General features: G+C 70.8%; 13 protein-coding genes. 6 read left to right on the plus strand and 7 right to left on the minus strand.

Going from position 1 to position 17,442, the window contains the following annotated elements; genetic code table 11:
• Positions 1-28 precede the first annotated feature (28 nt).
• The 5 genes from ACTWQR_RS25390 to ACTWQR_RS25410 all read right to left on the minus strand — a co-directional run bounded on the left by ACTWQR_RS25390 (position 29) and on the right by ACTWQR_RS25410 (position 7,385).
• Entirely contained in the window at positions 29-1,075 is a 1,047-nt protein-coding gene (locus ACTWQR_RS25390; RefSeq protein ID WP_443229464.1) for an ABC transporter substrate-binding protein, read from the minus strand.
• Positions 1,076-1,357: 282 nt separating this feature from the next.
• Positions 1,358-2,518, minus strand: a complete 1,161-nt coding sequence (locus ACTWQR_RS25395) for an acyl-CoA dehydrogenase family protein (RefSeq protein ID WP_443229521.1) — start codon at positions 2,516-2,518, stop codon at positions 1,358-1,360.
• Between the two features lie 12 nt (positions 2,519-2,530).
• Positions 2,531-3,487 (minus strand): hydroxymethylglutaryl-CoA lyase, encoded by a 957-nt coding sequence (locus ACTWQR_RS25400; RefSeq protein WP_443229465.1) that lies wholly within the window; start codon positions 3,485-3,487, stop codon positions 2,531-2,533.
• Positions 3,484-5,622, minus strand: a complete 2,139-nt coding sequence (locus ACTWQR_RS25405) for an acetyl/propionyl/methylcrotonyl-CoA carboxylase subunit alpha (protein ID WP_443229466.1) — start codon at positions 5,620-5,622, stop codon at positions 3,484-3,486. Before ACTWQR_RS25405 ends, ACTWQR_RS25400 begins: the two co-directional genes overlap by 4 nt.
• Before the next feature lie 146 nt (positions 5,623-5,768).
• Complete coding sequence (locus tag ACTWQR_RS25410; RefSeq protein WP_443229467.1) at positions 5,769-7,385, minus strand: carboxyl transferase domain-containing protein; 1,617 nt, start codon at positions 7,383-7,385, stop codon at positions 5,769-5,771.
• 130 nt (positions 7,386-7,515) lie between these two features.
• Between ACTWQR_RS25410 and ACTWQR_RS25415 the strand changes: the two genes are divergently transcribed.
• From ACTWQR_RS25415 to tesB, 3 genes are all read left to right on the plus strand, one after another.
• Positions 7,516-8,142 (plus strand): SACE_7040 family transcriptional regulator, encoded by a 627-nt coding sequence (locus tag ACTWQR_RS25415; protein ID WP_443229468.1) that lies wholly within the window; start codon positions 7,516-7,518, stop codon positions 8,140-8,142.
• A 227-nt stretch (positions 8,143-8,369) separates the two neighbouring features.
• Positions 8,370-9,527: an acyl-CoA dehydrogenase family protein gene (locus ACTWQR_RS25420; RefSeq protein ID WP_443229522.1), complete on the plus strand. Its 1,158-nt coding sequence runs from the start codon at positions 8,370-8,372 to the stop codon at positions 9,525-9,527.
• A 34-nt stretch (positions 9,528-9,561) separates the two neighbouring features.
• Positions 9,562-10,434 carry an acyl-CoA thioesterase II gene (gene tesB / locus ACTWQR_RS25425; protein ID WP_443229469.1) on the plus strand — a complete coding sequence of 291 codons (873 nt, stop codon included), beginning with the start codon at positions 9,562-9,564 and terminating at the stop codon, positions 10,432-10,434.
• Between the two features lie 21 nt (positions 10,435-10,455).
• Here the strand turns inward: tesB and ACTWQR_RS25430 are convergent, their stop codons facing one another.
• Together ACTWQR_RS25430 and ACTWQR_RS25435 are read right to left on the minus strand one after the other, a co-directional pair.
• Entirely contained in the window at positions 10,456-11,253 is a 798-nt protein-coding gene (locus ACTWQR_RS25430) for a phosphatase (RefSeq protein ID WP_443229470.1), read from the minus strand.
• 184 nt (positions 11,254-11,437) lie between these two features.
• Positions 11,438-13,000: a PucR family transcriptional regulator gene (locus tag ACTWQR_RS25435; RefSeq protein WP_443229471.1), complete on the minus strand. Its 1,563-nt coding sequence runs from the start codon at positions 12,998-13,000 to the stop codon at positions 11,438-11,440.
• A gap of 119 nt (positions 13,001-13,119) precedes the next feature.
• Here ACTWQR_RS25435 and ACTWQR_RS25440 point away from each other — a divergent pair, with 119 nt between their 5' ends.
• From ACTWQR_RS25440 to ACTWQR_RS25450, 3 genes are read left to right on the plus strand one after another with little or no spacing between them, the layout of a single operon-like run.
• The gene (locus tag ACTWQR_RS25440; RefSeq protein ID WP_443229472.1) at positions 13,120-14,580 is read left to right on the plus strand and encodes a sodium:solute symporter; all 1,461 of its coding nucleotides are present in this window, start codon (positions 13,120-13,122) and stop codon (positions 14,578-14,580) included.
• 54 nt (positions 14,581-14,634) lie between these two features.
• On the plus strand, positions 14,635-15,651 hold the full coding sequence (speB, locus tag ACTWQR_RS25445; RefSeq protein WP_443229473.1) for an agmatinase: 1,017 nt from the start codon (positions 14,635-14,637) through the stop codon (positions 15,649-15,651).
• On the plus strand, positions 15,648-17,396 hold the full coding sequence (locus ACTWQR_RS25450; protein WP_443229474.1) for a thiamine pyrophosphate-binding protein: 1,749 nt from the start codon (positions 15,648-15,650) through the stop codon (positions 17,394-17,396). Before speB ends, ACTWQR_RS25450 begins: the two co-directional genes overlap by 4 nt.
• Positions 17,397-17,442: the final 46 nt, after the last annotated feature.

Here is a 17,442-nt window from a genome sequence, read left to right on the forward strand (position 1 = left end):
CGCGCCCCCGGGGCCCTCGGTCGGTTTGCTACGCGACCTTCTTGGCGTTCTCGATGGCCTCGGCGAGGTTGTCGAGCATCGGGGTGCACTTGGCGTAGGAGAGGATCGGCTCCGGCGTGCGGCCGATGACCTGGCCGGCCTTGACGGCGGGCAGTTGCTTCCAGGTGGCCTCGGTGATGTCGGCGGGCTGGATGGTGGCGGTGCGGTCGTCCATGATGATGATGTCCGCGGGGTACTTGTCGACGTTCTCCCAGCTCAGGTTCTCGAACCAGCCACCGCTGGCCTTGAGGATCTTGGCCGGCGGCTCGACGAGGTTCACGCCGAGGGCCTTGAAGTACTCCAGGTCGATGGAGAGGTTCGAGCCGGAGACGTAGAAGATGTCCTGGCTAGCGGAACCGGCGAGCACCTTGATCTCCGGGCGCGCCTTGGCGGCCTTGCGCAGGCGCTCGGCGGCCGTCTCGAACTTCTTCTTCGCCTCGACGGTCCTGGCGGCCTTCACATCGGCGCCGAGTGACTCGGCGAGCGCGAGCATGCGCTCCAGCGGCTCGGGCAACTGGCGGTCGTAGACGGAGAGTCCGACGCTCGGGGCGAGCTCGAGGATCTTGTCCTTGGACTCCTCCGGGACGTACCAGAGGGTGCCGGCGTCGTCGAACATCGTCGAGATCAGCACGTCGGGGGCGAGGGTCGCGTACTTCTCGATGTTGAACTGACCCCACTCGTTGCCGAGGATCGTCAGCTTGCTGATGTCCATGTCGCCGGCCTGGACGTCGGGCTTGCCGTCCCCGGTCTCGGTCGGGCCGAAGACGCCCTTGACCTCGATGCCGTAGTCGTGGAGCGCGGCGGCGACACCGGTGAAGGTGACGATGTTCGCCGGTATCTTGTCCAGCTTCACCGTCGTGCCGCGGTCGTCCTTGAACGACCAGGGGCCGGACTCGGCGGCCTTCGTCTCGTCCGCCGAGCCGCCGCTTTCCGAGTCGTCATCGCCGCAGGCGGCGAGAACGGCGCCGAGGCCGAGGGCGCCGCCGGCGGCGAGGATGCCGCGGCGGGAGAGGTGGTTGGCGCGGGCGTTGGACATGGCTTTGGCTGCTTTCGAACAGGGTGGGTGACCCACCGGACAGTGCGAAAGATAGGTTAGCCTAACCTCGCTATGTGTCCAGGGGGTGGTTCTCACCTGCTGCGATGCCCGGGGCGGCTCGCCGCCGTGGCTGTGCACACCCTGTGCGACACGGGGGAGCGCGAAGATCGATGGCGTGATCTTTTCGGCCAACGAGCCCAGCTCGCGTGCCGGCTCGCGTGCCGCCCCTCAGCCGGCTCACGCGCGACCTCTCAGCCAATGAGACCCAGCTCCCGCAACTTCTCAGCCGACGAGACCCAACTCCCGGGCGATCAGAATTCGTTGTACCTCGCTTGTGCCCTCTCCAATCTCAAGAATTTTGGAGTCGCGCCACATACGCGCCACCGGGTACTCGTTCATGAAGCCGTAGCCGCCGTGGATCTGGGTCGCGTCACGGGCGTTGTCGACGGCGATCGTGGACGAGTAGAGCTTGGCGAGGGCGGCCTCCTTCTTGAACGGCTCCCCGCTCACCAGCCGGGACGCCGCGTCGCGCCACGCCAGCCGGGCCGTGTGCGCCTTCATCTCCATGTCGGCGATCTTGAACTGGATGGCCTGGTAGGAGCCGATGTTCCGGCCGAACGCCTGCCGTTCCTTCGCGTACTTCACCGACTCGTCCACACAGCCCTGCGCGAGGCCGGTGGCCAGGGCCGAGATGGCGATGCGGCCCTCGTCGAGGATGCGCAGGAACTGCGCGTAGCCGCGGCCCTTCTCGCCGAGCAGGTTCGCGGCCGGGACGCGGACGTCGGAGAAGGACAGTTCGCGGGTGTCGGAGGCGTTCCAGCCGACCTTCGAGTACGGAGCCGCGACCGTGAAGCCGGGTGTACCCGACGGCACGATGATCGCGGAGATGAGGGGCTTGCCCTCGGGGGTGCGGCCGGTGACCGCGGTGACGGTGACCAGGCCCGTGATGTCGGTTCCCGAGTTGGTGATGAAGCACTTGGTGCCGTTGATCACCCACTCGTCCGTCTCCGGGTCGAGACGGGCGGTGGTACGAGTCGCTCCCGCGTCCGAGCCGCCGTCCGGCTCGGTCAGGCCGAAGGCGCCCAGCGACTCGCCGGAGCAGAGACGGGGAAGCCAGGTCCGCTTCTGCTCTTCGGTGCCGAACAGATGGATCGGCATGGCGCCGAGGGAGACGCCGGCTTCGAGGGTGATGGCCACCGAGGAGTCCACGCGGGCGAGTTCCTCGAGGACGATGCCCAGCGCCAGATAGTCGCCGCCCATGCCGCCGTACTCCTCCGGGAACGGCAGCCCGAACAGGCCCATCCGGCCCATCTCGCGGACGATCTCGTACGGGAACTCGTGACGCTCGTAGAAGTCACCGATCTTCGGCGCCACGACATCGTGCGCGAACTCCTCGACCGTGCGGCGGAGTTCGTCGAGTTCGGGGGAGAGGCGGTGGTCCAGTGACATGGAGGATCACTCCTTGTGGGAGAGGGCGCGGACGGTGCGGGACGGGCTGGGTCGGCCCAGTCGCTCGGCCATCCACACGCTGGTGGCGGTGAGGAGGCCGAGATCTACGCCGGTGTCGATGCCGAGGCCCGTCAGCATCCACACGAGGTCCTCGGTGGCGAGGTTGCCGGTGGCGCTCTTCGCGAACGGGCAGCCACCGAGGCCTCCGGCGGACGCGTCCACGGTGGTGACGCCGTGCTGGAGCGCGGCCAGGGTGTTGGAGAGGGCCTGGCCGTACGTGTCGTGGAAGTGCACGCCGAGGGAGGCCGTGGGGACGCCCTCGGCGTTGAGGGCGGCGAGGAGCTCGCGTACGTGCCCGGGGGTCGCCACGCCGATCGTGTCGCCCAGACTCAGCTCGTCGCAGCCCATGTCGAGCAGCGCCTTGCAGACCCGTACGACCTGAGGAACGGGCACGGGGCCTTCCCAGGGGTCGCCGAAGCACATGGAGAGGTAGCCGCGGACATGCGCGTCCTGGGCCTTGGCCCGGCCGACCACCGGCTCGAACATCGCCAGTGCCTCGTCGACGGTCCGGTTGAGGTTGGCCTTCGCGAAGGACTCCGTGGCGCTGGCGAAGACCGCGATACCGGTCGCGCCGAGGGCCAGGGCGCGGTCCAGACCCCGTTCGTTCGGTACGAGGACGGGGAGGGCGATGCCGCTCAGGTCGGACAGGTCCCGTACGAGGGGGAACAGGTCCTCGGCGTCGGCCAGTTGGGGCACCCACTTCGGGTGGACGAAGCTGGTGGCCTCGATGGTGGTGAGCCCCGCGCCGGCCAGGCGGCGGATGAACTCGGCCTTCGTCTCCGTCGCGACGGTCGCCTTCTCGTTCTGCAGTCCGTCCCGGGCGCCGACCTCGTGGATGCGGACGCGGGCCGGGAGATCCTCGGCCGGTACGGGCATGGGGAGCCCGAGCTCGGGGGTGGTCATGACGGGGTCTCCTCCGCGTCGGCTTCTTCGTGGGGCGCGATCACGGCGAGGACCTGGTCCATGGCGACCGTGGTCCCCGGGGTGACGTCCAGCTCGGCGACGGTCCCGGCGTGCGGGGCGGAGATGACGTGTTCCATCTTCATCGCCTCGACCACCAACAGGCTCTGCCCGGCGGCGACTTGGTCCCCGACGGCCACCTTCACGACGGTGACGGTGCCGGGCATGGGGGCGGTGAGGGAGTCGACTCCGGAGCGCGCGGCGCCGCTCAGGGAGGCGGCGACCGGGTCGTGGTCGCGGACGTCCCAGGCGTCGCCGTCGCGGCCGAGCCAGGTGTTGGCGTGGTGGAAGGTGTGGGTCTGACCGTTCAGGTGGAGGGTGACGGTGGGGGGGTTTCCTTCCCCAAGCCCACCCCTTCCCGAAACCGGTGGCAGGCCCCCAGACCCCCAGGCGATTTCGGCATCCCGCAAGGTTCCGCGCACGCGGACGGTCACGGGGTCGTGGCCCGGTACCCGCAAGTGGTGCACCGTCCAGGCCGGTTCACCACCAAGGCGCCAGCCGCTCGGTACGGAGAACGGATCGACCCAGCCCAGTCCAGGGCCACCCAGCCCGTCCGGCGTTTGAGGACGAGGCCGTTCAGGCCGATGGGGGTCTGGGGGCAAAGCCCCCAGCGGGGGTCCAGGGGGCGGAGCCCCATGGCTTCGGGAAGGGGCGGGCTTGGGGAAGAGACCTGCTTGACGCAGCAACCCACCCACCACGTAAACCTCACCCGGCACCTCCCCCGAGACCAGCCCCTCGACCTCCCGCTCCACCAGCCCCGTGTCCAACTCGCCCGCGACAACCGCCGGATGGCCCAGCAGCCGCCGCAGGAACCCCGCGTTCGTCTGCACCCCCAGCGTGACCGTCTCCGCCAGCGCGGCCCGGAGCCGGCGCAGCGCGGTCGCGCGGTCGGGCCCGTACGCGATGACCTTCGACAGCATCGGGTCGTACAGCGACCCGACCTCCGTGCCTTCGGTGAGGCCGGAGTCCGTGCGGACGCCGTTGCCCTGCGGCTCGCGCAGCTTCAGCACGGTGCCGCCGGAGGGGAGGAAGCCCCGCGAGGGGTCCTCGGCGCAGATACGGGCCTCGATCGCGTGCCCGGTGAGGGTGATGTCCTCCTGCCCGTACGGGAGTCGCTCGCCCGCCGCCACCCGAAGCTGCCACTCCACCAGATCGATCCCGGTGATCATCTCGGTCACCGGATGCTCGACCTGGAGCCGCGTGTTCATCTCCATGAAGAAGTACGAGGACGGATCATTCCCCGGCACGATGAACTCGACCGTGCCCGCGCCCGCGTACCCGCACGACCGCGCCGCCTGGACCGCCGCCTCACCCATCGCGGCCCGCGTCCCGGCGTCGAGCAGCACACTCGGCGCCTCCTCGATGATCTTCTGGTGCCGGCGCTGGAGGGAGCACTCGCGCTCACCCAGATGCACCACGTTGCCGTGGCCGTCCGCCAGGACCTGGATCTCGATGTGCCGGGGACGGTCGATCCACCTCTCGACGAGCAGGGTGTCGTCGCCGAAGGAGGCACGGGCCTCGCGCCGGGCGGCGGCGATCTCGTCGGCCAGAACCCCGGCGTCCCGTACCAGCCGCATGCCCTTGCCCCCGCCCCCCGCCGAAGGCTTGAGCAGCACCGGCATCCCGATCTCCCGCGCCGACTCGGCCAGTTGGGAGTCGGACAGCCCGCTGCCCGACGACCCCGGCACCACCGGAACCCCGGCCGCCCGCACCGTCTCCTTCGCGCGGATCTTGTCGCCCATGAGGGAGATCGCCTCTGGGAGCGGTCCGATGAAGACGAGCCCGGCGCCGGCGCAGGCCCGCGCGAACGCGGCGTTCTCCGCGAGGAACCCATAGCCCGGGTGGACGGCCTGTGCGCCCGTCCGCGCGGCCGCCTCCAGCAGCCGCTCCACCGACAGATAGCTCTCGGCGGCCGGCGCCGGACCGATCCGTACCGCCGTGTCCGCCTCGCGTACGTGCCGGGCGTCGGCGTCCGCGTCGGAGAAGACGGCCACCGAGCGAAGGCCCAGCTGCCGCAGCGTACGGATGACCCGGACCGCGATCTCGCCCCGGTTGGCCACAAGCACTGTGTCGAACATCGTCGTCCGTCCCCTCACATTCGCCCTCACGTCCGCCTTCGCGTCCGCCTTCGCAATGGCCTTCGCGTCCGCCCTCACGACGGCTTTCGCCTCCGCCTTCGCGTCCGCCCTCACGACGGCCTTCGTCTCCGCGCTCGCATCCGCCCTCACATCCGGAAGACGCCGAAGCCCGGCTCGCCCAGCGGGGCGTTCGCGCAAGCCGTGAGAGCCAGCCCCAGCACCTGCCGGGTCTCCATCGGGTCGATCACGCCGTCGTCCCAGAGCCGGGCCGTCGCGTAGTAGGCGTTCCCCTGGCGCTCGTACTGCGCCCGGATCGGGTCCTTGAAGGCGTCTTCCTCCTCGGCGGGCCAGGACTCGCCGCGTCCCTCCAGCTGGTCCCGCTTGACGGTCGCGAGGACGGACGCGGCCTGCTCGCCGCCCATTACGGAGATCTTGGCGTTCGGCCACATCCACAGGAAGCGCGGCGAGTACGCCCGGCCGCACATCGAGTAGTTCCCCGCGCCGTACGAACCGCCGACCACCACCGTCAGCTTCGGAACACGCGTACAGGCCACCGCCGTCACCATCTTGGCGCCGTGCTTGGCGATGCCCCCGGCCTCGTACTGACGGCCCACCATGAAGCCCGAGATGTTCTGCAGGAACACCAGCGGGATCCCGCGCTGGTCGCACAGCTCGATGAAGTGGGCGCCCTTCTGGGCCGATTCGGAGAACAGGATGCCGTTGTTGGCGACGATCCCGACCGGGTGACCATGGATCCGGGCGAAGCCGGTGACGAGGGTCTGCCCGAACTCCGACTTGAACTCCGCGAAACGCGAACCGTCGACCACGCGCGCGATGACCTCGCGTACGTCATAGGGGGTGCGGGAGTCGACCGGCACCGCGCCGTAGAGCCCGGCAGGGTCCACCTTGGGTTCCACTCCCCGCGTGACCGCCCAGGGCAGGGCCCCGCGCGCGGGGAGCGTGGAAACGATCGTGCGGACGATGCGCAGCGCGTGCGCGTCGTCCTCCGCGAGGTGGTCCGTGACGCCGGAGACCCTGGAGTGGACCTCGCCGCCGCCCAGCTCCTCGGCGGTCACGACCTCACCCGTGGCGGCCTTCACGAGGGGCGGGCCGCCCAGGAAGATCGTGCCCTGATCGCGGACGATCACGGCCTCGTCGCTCATCGCCGGTACGTACGCCCCGCCCGCCGTGCACGAGCCGAGAACGGCGGCGATCTGCGGAATCCCAGCGCCCGACATACGTGCCTGGTTGTAGAAGATCCGCCCGAAGTGCTCGCGGTCGGGGAAGACCTCGTCCTGCATGGGCAGGAAGGCGCCCCCGGAGTCCACCAGGTAGATACAAGGGAGGCGGTTCTCGAGGGCCACTTCCTGGGCGCGCAGGTGCTTCTTCACCGTCATCGGGTAGTACGTGCCGCCCTTGACCGTCGCGTCGTTGACGACGATCACGCACTCGCGGCCGCTCACCCGCCCGATCCCGGCGATGACGCCCGCCGCCGGTGCCTGGTCCTCGTACAGCCCGTCGGCCGCCAGCGGGGCCAGTTCCAGGAAGGGGGAGCCGGGGTCGAGGAGGGTGTCCACGCGGTCGCGCGGCAGCAGCTTGCCGCGGGCGGTGTGCCGGGCGCGGGCCCGCTCGCCGCCGCCGAGCCGGGCCGCGGCCAGCTTCTGCCGCAGCTCGTCGACGAGGGCGTGGTGCGCCGCCTCGTTGGCCCGCCAGGCCGCCGACGCGGGGTCAGCAGTGCTGGTCAGCTCCGGTGCCTCGTGCATCCTGCGGTCCTCTCACCCGGTGTCACCCAGTGATCGCCGGCCCATGGACAGTCGATGAAATCCAGTTAATGAGCGTTAACCCGTTTCCTTCAGGTTAACGAGCGCTAACCTCCCTGTCTAGAATTACCTCATGGCCACGAGAACCGACGCCCCCACCCGCCGCGAGCAGATCCTCAAGGAGGCCGCCCGGCTCTTCGCCGAGCGCGGCTTCCACGGTGTGGGGGTCGATGAGATAGGGGCGGCGGTCGGCATCAGCGGACCCGGCCTGTACCGGCACTTCGCGGGCAAGGACGCGATGCTCGCCGAGCTGCTCGTGGGGATCAGCGGGCAGTTGCTGACCGGTGGCAAGCGCCGGGTGGCGGAGACCGACGGGAACCCCGAGACGGTCCTCGACTCGCTCATCGAAGGGCACATCGACTTCGCGCTCGACGACCGCCCGCTCATCACCCTGCACGACCGCGAGCTGGACCGCCTCCGGGACAGCGACCGCAAGCTCGTACGGCAGCTGCAGCGGCAGTACGTCGAGCTGTGGGTGGAGGTCGTGCGCGAGGTCTACCCGGAGCCGGCGGAACCGGTGGCGCGGGCCGCCGTGCACGCCGTCTTCGGGCTGCTGAACTCGACGCCCCACATGGGCCGCCCGGGGTCCCTGCCCGGGCGGGCGGCCACGGCGGCGCTGCTGCACCGGATGGCGCGCGGCGCCTTCGCGGCGGCGGGAGGCGCGGCCGGGGAGTGGGCTGCCGGGATGACTGGGGCCTGACCAGGGCTGACCAGGACCTGACCAAGGGCTGGCCAGGGCGTGACGAGCGTCTCGGGGTGGTTGCTCTGGACGACCGTCCCAACCGGCGGGTAACGTGCTGTCTGAGCAAGCGCTTAGCCATCGGTCACAAGCGTCAATCGACGCGACCTCCAGTCGAGGAAGCCCGACGGCGAGCAACCACAAACGCGAGAGCGGCGCCGGCTTAGGCGCGAGGAGGGGTGGCGACGGTGCGCCGTACGGTGTTCAACGAGGATCACGAGGCGTTCCGGGAGACCCTCCGGGCCTTCATCGAGGCCGAGGTCGTCCCCGTGTACGACGAGTGGTTCGCCGCGGGCCAGGCGCCGCGCGACTTCTACTACAAGCTCGGTGAGCTGGGCGTCTTCGGTATACGCGTCGACGAGGAGTACGGCGGCGCGGGCATCGACTCGTACAAGTTCGAGGCCGTGATGTACGAGGAGACGGCCCGCGCGGGTGTCTCCTTCGGCGGCTCCGGCGTGCACGTGCTGCTCGGTCTGCCCTACATCAAGATGCTCGGCAACGACGAGCAGAAGAAGAAGTGGCTGCCGAAGTTCGTCTCCGGTGAGGAGATGTGGGCCCTCGCGATGACCGAGCCGGGCACCGGCTCCGACCTCGCGGGCATGAAGACCACCGCGAAGCTCTCCGAGGACGGCACGCACTACGTGCTCAACGGCGCCAAGACCTTCATCACCGGCGGCGTCCACGCCGACCGCGTGATCGTCTGCGCCCGTACCTCCGCCCCGCGCGAGGACGACCGCCGCTTCGGCATCTCCCTGTTCGCCGTCGACACCAAGTCCGAGGGCTACTCCGTCGGCCGCAAGCTCGACAAGCTCGGCCTGAAGGTCTCCGACACCGCCGAGCTGGCGTTCGTCGACGTGAAGGTGCCGGTCGAGGACCTGCTCGGCGAGGAGAACAAGGGCTTCGGCTACCTCGGCAAGAACCTGGCCTCCGAGCGCTGGGGCATCGCCTTCGGCGCGTACGCGCAGGCCGCGGCGGCCGTCCGGTTCGCCAAGGAGTACGTCCAGGAGCGCACCGTCTTCGGCAAGCCCGTCGCCTCCTTCCAGAACACCAAGTTCGAGCTGGCCGCCTGCCAGGCCGAGGTGGACGCCGCGCAGGCCGTCTCCGACCGCACCCTGGAAGCCCTCGACGCGGGCGAGCTGTCCCCGGCCGAGGCCGCGTCCGCGAAGCTGTTCTGCACCGAGGTCGCCCACCGCGTGATCGACAAGTGCCTCCAGCTGCACGGCGGCTACGGCTTCATGAACGAGTACCCGATCGCCCGCCTCTACGCGGACAACCGCGTCAACCGCATCTACGGCGGCACCAGCGAGATCATGAAGTCGATCATCGCCAAGGACATGGGCCTGTAAGGCCCGAGAAACCACTGCACGGTACAACCGACACATGAGTCAGGCACTTGAAGCCCTGCTCGATCTGCTCGACCTCGAGCGGATCGAGCAGGACATCTTCCGCGGCAAGTCCCGGTTCGCCGTCGTCCCGCGCGTCTTCGGCGGGCAGGTCGCGGCGCAGGCACTGGTCGCCGCGGGGCGTACGGTCCCCGAGGACCGGCCCGCCCACTCCCTGCACGCGTACTTCCTGCGCCCCGGGGACCCCGGCGCGCCGATCGTCTACACCGTCGACCGCATCCGCGACGGCCGTTCCTTCACCACGCGCCGGGTGGTCGCCGTCCAGCACGGGAAGCCGATCTTCCACCTCTCCGCGTCCTTCCAGACGTACGAGGAGGGCATGGAGCACCAGGCCGACATGCCGGCCGCACCCGATCCGGAGACCCTGCCGACGGCGGCGGAGATGTTCCCGCAGTACGTGGACCTGTACCGCGACCAGGGCGTCGCCCAGCGGGTGTTGGAGTCGCGCGAGGCCGTCGACCTCCGTTATGTCGAAGCGCCGCCGTTCGCGAGCGTCGGCGAGGCGCGCGAACCCCGCTCCCAGGTGTGGTTCCGCGCCAACGGCAAGCTCACGGACGACCCTCTCCTGCACGTCTGCCTCGCCACGTACGTCTCCGACATGACGCTCCTCGACTCCGTCCTCCTCGCCCACGGCCGCGGCGGCTGGGTCACCGGAGATGTCGTCGGGGCCTCCCTGGACCACGCGATGTGGTTCCACCGCCCGTTCCGCGCCGACGAATGGCTCCTGTACGACCAGGAGTCGCCGTCCGCGTCCGGCGGGCGGGGGCTCGGGCAGGCCCGTATCTACACGCAGGACGGGCGGCTGGCGATCACGGTGATCCAGGAGGGTCTTGTGCGGATTCCCCGGTGAAACCCCGGGGATGACGCTCGCTCAGTCCGTCGCCGTGAGCCCTGCCGCGTCCAGCAGATACGCCGTCATCGGGTCGTAGTACCGGGGGCTCGTGACGTGGTCGTCCATGGGGATGGTCACCTGGACCGTGCCCTCGGCCTCGGCGAGGAACAGGGCCGGGTCGTTGCAGTCCGCGTAGCCCATGGAGTCGACGCCGAGTTGGCCCGCGCAGCCCGCCCAGCCGTGGTCGGCGACGACCAGGTCGGGCAGCGGGCGGCCCTCGCTCTCCAGGCCCCTCAGGATCGCCCGCATCGGCTCGCCGGAGTGGGTGTGCCACAGTGTCGCGCCGCGCTCCAGGACCGCGACGTCCGCGAACTGGAACACATAGCCCTCGTCCGTGGTCAGCCCGTCCGGGATCACGACGATCTCGCAGCCCGCGGCACGCAGCGCGGCGGCCGTCGCGCGGTGCACGTCCAGGAGGCCGCCCGGGTGGCCCGTCGCGAACAGCACCCGCTGATTGCCGGCCGCCGCCTTGCGCAGCCGGCCCGCCATCCGGTCCAGCGCGTCGACCGTCAGGTCCGGGTCGATGGTGTCCTGGCCGAAACGATACTCCGGGTCGTCGTTCACGCCGCACCGCTCGGCCATGACGGCCAGGACGTCCTGCTCGTCGATCCAGCGGTCGCCGAGCTCCAGGCCGAGCCAGTAGTTGCGGTCGCCGTTGGCCAGCTTGCGGTAGTGGGAGAGGTTGTTCTCACGGGGAGTGGCTACGTCCCCCGCTATACGCGTCCGTACGAGGTGGTCAACAAGGTCGACGCGGCTGGGGATCCCGGATATCGGCATGGCCCCATTCTGCCGGTGCGCTCCGCTGGGTGGAGCCGGTGTATCGAAGCGTGGGACATGGGTCACTCTGGGTTTGGGTGTAGGTGGGGTTGTTTGTCGGGTGCGGGTGGGTGGGGGCTGGTCGCGCAGTTCCCCGCGCCCCTGAATGCGCCGGTGTCCCGCGCCGCGGAAAGTGCGCCGGTGTCTAAGGGGTGAGGCGGAGGGCGAACCACAGCTCCATGCGTACGTCCGGGGCGTCCAGGTCCGTTTCCAGGAGCGTCGCGCAGCGGGCGATGCGCTGGCGGACCGTGTTGCGGTGGACGGAGAGGGCCACCGCTGTGCGGTCCCAACTGCCGTGCAGGGAGAGCCAGGTGCGCAGGGTCTCGGTGAGGGCCGGGCCGGCGGGGGTGGCGGTGAGGGGGGCCAGGACCGTGCGGGCGTGGCCGGCGGCCTCGGTCGCGGGGACCAGGTCGGCGAGGACCGGGCGTTCGCCGTGGTGGACCAGGGGTGTGCGGGTGCCCCGTGCGCGGGAGAGGGCGCGGGCCGCCTGGGTGTCGGCGGTCGGCCACTCGTGCGGGCCGACCGGGGCGCTGACGCCGCACGTCCAGCCCGGCTGAGCGGAGAGTTCGCGGTCGTCGGCACTGGTGGCGGGGACGAGCACTCGTACGACGTCGCCGTCCACGTCGACCAGCGGGGAGCCCAGCGCCGCCCCGAGCGCGGACGCGGTGACGGCGTCCGGCGCGTGGCCGCCGGGTCTGTCGGGTCCGTCCGGCCGTGCGTGGACCACCACCCACCGTTCGCCGCCCAGCAGCGGTGCCACCTCGCGCGGCGCGGCACCGAGCAGCAGCCGTACGAGTGCCGAGGAGCGGGCCGCGCCCGTGCCGCTCTGGTGCTCGTCGGTGAGGAGGGAGAGGAGGACCGCGCCGACCGAGGCGATCGTGTGGTCGCCGGGGTCGCGGCGCGGGGCCGCCACGCCCAGTACGAAGCCCCGGCCCGTGCCGAGGGCGTACGCGGCGAGGTGCGCGCCGGCGACGGTGTCGGTGGCGGAGGAGGGAGCGGGGGTGGGGGTGGCGGTTCCCGTGGTGGTGGGGCCGGGGGTTCCCTTGGTGGTGGGGCGTACCACCGTCGCCAGCTCAGCCATTGCCCCGCCCACCTCCGCCCCCGCGCCCGGCATCCGCCCCGCCGCAGCCACCTCCGCCCCGTCCGGCGCGTACAACGCCGCCCAGCCGCCCACCCGCTGCGCGAGCTGTCGCAGAACCGACGGGACCGGGTCCGGGCGGGCCGCCGCGGCCGACAGGCTCTGCTGGGCCTCCGTGACGCGGCGCAGTTCGGTGTGGCGGGCCTGGGCCATGAGCTGCCAGACCGCTCGGGCCACTCCCGAGAAGGTCGTGCGGGGCGGCACCTCCAGGAGGGGCAGCCCGTAGTGGTCGCAGGCCGCGACCAGGGCGCGCGGCACGCTGTCGTGGACCGGGGCCACACCGAAGCCGAGGGCCGCGCCGCCCGCCTCGACGATCCGGGAGACGTAGTCGTCGAAGTACGTGCCCGAGCCCGCCGCCTCCGGGATGTGCACGCCCGCCGTCAGCAGCAGCTCGCCGCCGAGCAGATACGGGTACGGGTCCGCCATCTCCGAGGTGTGCGCCCAGTGGATCACCGTGGCCGCGTCCTCCGGCCCCGCGATCTGGCTCAGGCCGAGGTCCTCCCGGGCCAGCAGAGCGGCGAGAGGTACGGGAGGTGTGGGAGGGGCTGCGGGGGCGGCAGGGTCCGGCATGGTGGACGTTTCCTCCATCCGGTCCGGTGACAGTGGATGAAACGTACACTTCAGCGTTGCTTTCCGGCCACCTAGTGTCGTGCCCCGAACCACCTCAACCGTCGAGAAAGGTGGGCCCCGTGGCCGTCGACTACACCGTGATCGTCGTCTATCTGGCCGGCATGCTGGCCGTGGGCTGGTGGGGTATGCGCCGCGCCAGGTCCAAGAGCGAGTTCCTGGTCGCGGGGCGGCGTCTCGGCCCGGCGATGTATTCCGGGACGATGGCCGCGATCGTGCTTGGCGGCGCGTCCACGATCGGAGGGGTCGGCCTCGGGTACCAGTACGGGCTCTCCGGCGCCTGGATGGTGTTCACCATCGGCCTCGGGCTCCTGGCCCTCTCCGTCTTCTTCTCCGCCCGCATCGCCCGGCTCAAGGTATACACCGTCTCCGAGATGCTCGACCTGCGGTACGGCGGACGGGCCGGGGTCATCTCCGGCGTCGTCATGTGGGCCTACACGCTGATGCTCGCGGTCACCTCGACCATCGCCTACGCCACGATCTTCGATGTCCTCTTCGACATGAACCGGACGGTCGCGATCGTTCTCGGCGGGTCCATCGTCGTCGCGTACTCGACGCTCGGCGGCATGTGGTCCATCACCCTCACCGACATGGTGCAGTTCGTCGTGAAGACCATCGGCGTGCTGCTCCTGCTCCTGCCCATCGCGGTCGTGAAGGCCGGCGGGTTCGGCGAGATGAAGGACTCGCTCCCCACCGAGTACTTCGACCCCCTCGGCATCGGCGGAGAAACGATCTTCACCTACGTGCTCATCTACACGTTCGGCATGCTCATCGGGCAGGACATCTGGCAGCGCGTGTTCACCGCGCGCAGCGACACGACCGCCAAGTGGGGCGGCACGGTCGCGGGCACGTACTGCCTGGCGTACGCGCTCGCCGGCGCCGTCATCGGTACGGCCGCCAAGGTCCTGTATCCGAAGCTCGGCAGCGCCGACGACGCCTTCGCGACCATCGTCAAGAACGAACTGCCCGTCGGCGTACGGGGGTTGGTGCTGGCCGCGGCCCTCGCCGCCGTGATGTCGACCTCCTCCGGCGCCCTCATCGCCTGCGCGACCGTCGCCAACAACGACATCTGGTCGCGGCTGCGGGGAGCCGTACGACCCCAGAGCGGGGACCATGACGAGGTCAGGGGCAACCGCGCCTTCATCCTCATCATGGGCGTCGCGGTGATCTGTACGGCGATCGCCCTCAACAACGTCGTCGAGGCCCTGACCGTCGCGTACAACCTGCTCGTCGGCGGTCTCCTCGTCCCCATCCTCGGCGGCCTGCTCTGGAAGCGCGGCACCGCCCAGGGCGCCCTCGCCGCCGTCGCGGTCGGCAGCCTCGCGGTCATCTCGCTGATGGCCGCCTACGGGATCCTCGCGAACGAACCCGTCTACTACGGGCTGCTGTCCTCGCTGGCGGCGTACCTGATCGTCTCCCTCGCCACGCCCGCGACCGACGCGGCGGTACTGGCCGCCTGGCGCGAGCGGCTGGCGGGCCGGGCGCCCGAACCCGTGTCCGAACCGGTCCCGGCTCCCCAGTAGAGTCGAATCCAGTAGTACATACGCGACGAAGCGTAGGAAAGAAGGCAGAACTCCATGAGCAGCAACGAGACGCCCCGTGGCCCCGTCGACTCGTCCCGCGTGCCGCGGTACGCGGGCCCCGCGACCTTCGCCCGGCTGCCCCGGCTCGACGAGGTCGGCACCACCGACGTCGCCGTGGTGGGTGTGCCCTTCGACAGCGGCGTCTCGTACCGGCCGGGCGCCCGCTTCGGCGGGAACGCGATCCGCGAGGCGAGTCGGCTCCTGCGCCCGTACAACCCGGCGCAGGACGCGTCCCCCTTCGCCCTCGCGCAGGTCGCCGACGCCGGGGACATCGCGGCCAACCCCTTCAACATCAACGAGGCCGTGGAGGCCATTGAAGGGGCCGCCGACGAACTCCTCGGCACCGGCGCGCGGCTCATGACCCTCGGCGGCGACCACACCATCGCCCTCCCCCTCCTCCGCTCGGTCGCGAAGAAGCACGGCCCCGTCGCGCTGCTGCACTTCGACGCGCACCTCGACACCTGGGACACGTACTTCGGCGCGGAGTACACGCACGGCACCCCGTTCCGCCGGGCCGTCGAGGAGGGGATTCTGGACACCTCCGCGCTGTCCCACGTCGGCATCCGCGGGCCCCTGTACGGCAGGCAGGACCTGACCGACGACGAGAAGCTGGGCTTCGGCATCGTCACCTCGGCCGACGTCTACCGGCGCGGCGCCGACGAGGTGGCCGACCAGTTGCGGCAGCGCATCGGCGACCGCCCGCTGTACATCTCCATCGACATCGACTGCCTCGACCCGGCCCACGCGCCCGGCACCGGCACCCCCGAGGCCGGCGGCATGACCTCGCGCGAACTCCTGGAGATCCTGCGCGGCCTGGCCTCCTGCCACCTGGTCTCCGCCGACGTCGTGGAGGTCGCCCCCGCGTACGATCACGCCGAGATCACCTCCGTCGCCGCGTCCCACACGGCGTACGAACTGACGACCATCATGTCCCGCCAGATCGCGGAGGCCCGCCGGATCCCGGGGGCACGCGAGATCGCGCAGGCTCGCAAGGAGACCGAGGCCAAGTGACCCACGACCACGACCTGGAGCTCCGCCCGACCGCCGCCCAGACGGAGGCCGCGCTCAATCCTCCCCCCGGCCGCAACGGCGGAGACCTGGTCGTGGAGACCCTCGCCGGTCTCGGCGCGACCACCGTCTTCGGTCTGCCCGGCCAGCACGCGCTCGGCATGTTCGACGCCCTGCGCCGCTCGGACCTGGCGTACATCGGTCTGCGGGTCGAGAACAACGCCGGGTTCGCGGCGGACGCGTACGGCCGGATCACGGGTGAGGCGGCCCCGCTGCTGCTGTCGACCGGCCCGGGCGCCCTCACCTCGCTGGCCGCGCTCCAGGAGGCCGCGGCCGCGAGCGCGCCCGTGCTGGCGATCAGCAGCCAGATCCCGACGGCGGGGCTGGGCGGCGGCCGCCACGGCTATCTGCACGAACTCCCGGACCAGCAGGCCTCGTTCAGGGGTGTCGTGAAGTCCGTTCACACGGTCCGTACGCAGTCGCAGATCCCGTCCGCGATCGCCGCGGCCTGGGAGTCGGCGCTGACCGCCCCGCACGGGCCGGTGTGGGTGGAGATCCCGCAGGACGTGCTGACCGCCGAGACGATGCTGCCGGTCGTCACGGCGGCCGACGCGACGCCCCACGACCTTCCTCCGCGCCCCGAACTGACCGCCGTGGCCGCCGACCTGCTGTCGAAGGCGGCCCGCCCGGCGATCATCGCGGGCGGCGGTGTCGTACGGGCCGACGCGGCGGGGAAGCTTCGTCAGCTCGCCGAAAAGCTGTCCGCGCCCGTCGTCACCACCTACGGCGGCAAGGGCGCGTTCCCCTGGAACCACCCGCTCTCGCTCCAGTCCTGGCTCGAGGACCGCCACACGACGGACTTCCTGGAGGACGCGGACGTTCTCCTCGTCGTCGGCTCGGGGCTCGGCGAACTCTCCTCGAACTACTACACGTTCAAGCCGCGGGGCCGCGTCATCCAGATCGAGGCGGACCTCGGCAAGCTGGAGTCCAACCACGCGGCCCTGGGCATCCACGCGGACGCCCGCCTCGCGCTGTCGGCGCTGCTGGAAACGGTGCCCGTACGGGAGGACGGAGAAGGCGGGCAGGACGGGCAGGACGGGAAAGACGGAAAGGACGGGCAGGACAGGGAGGGCGCGACGGCGGCGGACCGCGTACGTGCCGTCCTCGACCTGATCCGTGCGCGCCTCGACGCTCAGGAACTCACCCTGGAACAAGGGGTGTTGGCCGCCGTCCGGCAGGCCCTGCCCGACCGGTCGCCGAGCTTCTGGGACATGACCATCCTGTCCTACTGGGCCTGGGCCGCCTTCGACGCCCGCCGCCCGAACACCATGCACTCCGCCCAGGGTTCGGGCGGCCTCGGCTACGCCTTTCCGGCGGCGCTGGGTGCCGCGGTGGCCGATCCCACGCACCCCGTCCTGGCGGTCTCCGGCGACGGCGGCGCGCTGTACTCCATCGCCGAGCTGGCCACGGCCAAGCAGCACGGCCTGGACGTGACCTGGCTCATCGTCGACGACGGGGGATACGGCATCCTGCGCGAGTACATGACCGACGCCTTCGGCCAGACCACGGCGACGGAACTGGCCCGCCCGGACTACGTGGCGCTCGCGGAGTCCTTCGGCGTCCCGGGCGTACGGACCACTCCGGACTCCCTGGCCGACGACCTCGCCAAGTCCCTTGCCGCGCCAGGTCCTTCGGTGGTCGTACTCCCGGCGGTGCTCCGGATGTTCGAGCCGACGCACCTGGACTGACGGTACGGCGGGGCGGCCGGGCCGCCCCGCCGTACCGCGTTCAGCG

It is taken from the genome of Streptomyces sp. 2A115 (assembly GCF_052245575.1).
GTDB lineage: Bacteria > Actinomycetota > Actinomycetes > Streptomycetales > Streptomycetaceae > Streptomyces.

What these genes read in the sequence shown, in the direction of transcription:
- ACTWQR_RS25390 (WP_443229464.1), bottom strand. Translation starts at nt 1,075, where the DNA reads ATGTCCAACGCCCGCGCCAACCACCTCTCCCGCCGCGGCATCCTCGCC.
- ACTWQR_RS25400 (WP_443229465.1), bottom strand. Translation starts at nt 3,487, where the DNA reads ATGACCACCCCCGAGCTCGGGCTCCCCATGCCCGTACCGGCCGAGGAT.
- ACTWQR_RS25405 (WP_443229466.1), bottom strand. Translation starts at nt 5,622, where the DNA reads ATGTTCGACACAGTGCTTGTGGCCAACCGGGGCGAGATCGCGGTCCGG.
- ACTWQR_RS25410 (WP_443229467.1), bottom strand. Translation starts at nt 7,385, where the DNA reads ATGCACGAGGCACCGGAGCTGACCAGCACTGCTGACCCCGCGTCGGCG.
- ACTWQR_RS25415 (WP_443229468.1), top strand. Translation starts at nt 7,516, where the DNA reads ATGGCCACGAGAACCGACGCCCCCACCCGCCGCGAGCAGATCCTCAAG.
- tesB (WP_443229469.1), top strand. Translation starts at nt 9,562, where the DNA reads ATGAGTCAGGCACTTGAAGCCCTGCTCGATCTGCTCGACCTCGAGCGG.
- ACTWQR_RS25430 (WP_443229470.1), bottom strand. Translation starts at nt 11,253, where the DNA reads ATGCCGATATCCGGGATCCCCAGCCGCGTCGACCTTGTTGACCACCTC.
- ACTWQR_RS25435 (WP_443229471.1), bottom strand. Translation starts at nt 13,000, where the DNA reads ATGCCGGACCCTGCCGCCCCCGCAGCCCCTCCCACACCTCCCGTACCT.
- speB (WP_443229473.1), top strand. Translation starts at nt 14,635, where the DNA reads ATGAGCAGCAACGAGACGCCCCGTGGCCCCGTCGACTCGTCCCGCGTG.